Raw genomic sequence first — 1,280 nt, forward strand, 5'->3', positions numbered from 1 at the left:
GTCGTGGGTCGCTGCCCGGGAAGCGGAACTGGTTGCCGCCCTCCACGATGAGGTCCAGGCTGCGGCCGCCGCGTTGGCTGCTTCCCGTCGGGGATCGGGCTCGCGGATCGGTACCGGGCTCGGGTTCACTCTCACTGTCGAGGAACTGGCTCCATTGTTGAATATTTCCGGGCGGGCAGCGCACCGGCTGCTGGGGCAGAGCCTGAACCTGGTCCTGGACCTCCCAAAAACCCTGCGATCACTGGGTGACGGGATGATCTCGGTCCGGCAAGCCCAGATCATCGCCGACGAAGCCCTCTTCCTCCCGGCTGAGGTGTTACCCAGGTTTGAAGATCAGGTCCTTAGACGCGGCGCGCATCTGACCCCGCCACGGTTGAAAGCCATCTGTCACCGGGTTCGGGAGAAAATTCATCCCGAATCCATCGTCACCCGCAAGGCCGCCGCGGTCGAAGACCGGCATGTGGAAGTGACCCCAGCCCAGGACGGCATGGCATTGCTGTCCGCGTATCTACCCGCCGAGCAGGCCTGCGGCATCGAACACCGCCTCACCTTCACCGCCCGGGCCCTGCAAACCCCTTCCGAACCCCGGACCCTCACCCAACTCAAAGCCGACGTCCTCAGCGACCTCCTCACCCACCACTGCCCACCGACCATCAACCCCAGCGACGCCGACGCTCCAGAGGGCGCCAACGCTGCCGACGACACTGCCAACGGCGACACCGACAGCACGGACAGTGATGGCAAGGACGCTGTTGCTGGTGGTGCTGGTGGTGTTGGGTTGGTTGATTTGGCGTCGGTGATGGGGGTGCAGCCGGTGGTGTTCGTGACCGTTCCGGTGATGACCCTGCTCGGCGGCGACGGGCCAGCCGAACTCGAAGGGTACGGGCCGATCGACCCGGACACGGCACGTAAGCTCGCAGCCCACGCCCCCGGTTTCACCAGGATCCTCACCCACCCCGAAACCGGGACCGTGCTCAGCGTCGGCCGCGACCGCTACAAAGTCCCCAAAGGCTTACGCACCACCATCCTCGTCAGAGACAAAACCTGCCGCCACCCCGGCTGCAACCGGCCCGCCCCAGCCTGCGACATCGACCACACCATTCCCTGGCACCAGGGCGGCACCACCAGCTACGACAACCTGGCAGCGCTATGCAAACGTCACCACATGCTCAAAACCGACGGCTACTGGCACTACCAACAACCCGAACCCGGCACCATCACCGCCACCTCACTCACCGGCAAAAACTACACCACCCTGCCCCAACCACCACCCTTCTAAC

General features: G+C 64.8%; 1 protein-coding gene. It reads left to right on the forward strand.

Going from position 1 to position 1,280, the window contains the following annotated elements:
- Positions 1-1,279, forward strand: a 1,279-nt coding sequence (locus tag ACX80A_RS15195; protein WP_459260600.1) for an HNH endonuclease, incomplete at its 5' end; no start/stop codon positions are given.
- Position 1,280: the final 1 nt, after the last annotated feature.

The sequence above is a fragment of the Arthrobacter sp. TMN-50 genome, assembly GCF_054511125.1.